Source organism: Bradyrhizobium sp. NAS80.1 (assembly GCF_001908205.1).
In the GTDB taxonomy this organism is placed as follows: Bacteria; Pseudomonadota; Alphaproteobacteria; order Rhizobiales; family Xanthobacteraceae; genus Bradyrhizobium.
On record NZ_LGHL01000491.1, the window covers coordinates 1 to 1,021 of the forward strand.

The window sequence follows — 1,021 nt, forward strand, 5'->3', positions numbered from 1 at the left end:
GCAAACGTGCTCCCGACGCTTCAATGTGCGGTCGGAGTTGCGGCCCAGGAGGACCATCCCGACGGCGCCAAACAAGAACGGCACAGCGGACAGCAGGCCGGTCTGGAAATTGCTCACGCCGAAGTCCTTTATGATCGTCGGCAAGAAGAACGCCACACCATAGCTCGCCGCGTTCAAACAAAAGTAGACGAACGCGCAGGCGAGGACGCGGAGGTCAGTGAGCGCCTTGAGGATGCCGACGTGCTCGACCGACACCTTGTGCTGCCTCTCGGACTCCAGCCGTCGTTCGAGCCAGTTCCTCTCGTCGTTGGCGAGCCACGTCGCGAGCGTTGGCCGGTCAGTCAGATAGAAGACGACTCCAAAGCCCATTAGGATCGACGGCAAGGCTTCGAGGATGAAGAGCCATTGCCAGCCATCCAGTCCAGCGCCGTAGATGTTCAGCAGAGCCCCGGTGATCGGTCCGCCCACAATCGACGAGAAAGGGATGGCCAGCATGAACAGCGAGACAACCCGGGCGCGGTAGATCGAAGGGAACCACAGGGTCAGGTAGAAAATGATCCCGGGAAAGAAACCCGCCTCGGCGAGACCGAGCAGAAAGCGGAGGATGTAGAACACCCACTCGGTCGAGATCCCGGTTGCCGCTGAGATCGGGAGGATGAAGGCGAACAGAGCAGAGATGACGCCCCAGCTTAACATGATGCGGGCGATCCAGAGCCGTGCACCGAACCTGTCCAGCGCAAGGTTAGATGGGACTTCAAATAGGAAGTAGGAGATGAAGAACAGGCCCGCACCGAAGCCGTATGCGGCCTCCGACAGGCCGAGCGCCGAGTTCATCTGCAATTTGGCGAAACCGACGTTCACGCGGTCGAGGTACGCGACGAAGTAGCAGACGAAGAGGAAGGGTAGCAAACGCCACATGATCTTGCGGATGGTCTTTGCTTCGATCTCGTCCATGGCACCGTTACCTCCGTCTCGGGGCTTAGGGGGCCTGCCCAGATCAATTTTGGGGACACTTGTTTTG

General features: G+C 59.4%; 1 protein-coding gene. It reads right to left on the reverse strand.

From position 1 onward, the window contains the following. The coding region (locus AC629_RS44470) for an MFS transporter (RefSeq protein ID WP_084810843.1) at nt 1-954 on the reverse strand (954 nt) is incomplete at its 3' end. Between the last annotated feature and the right edge of the window lie 67 nt (nt 955-1,021).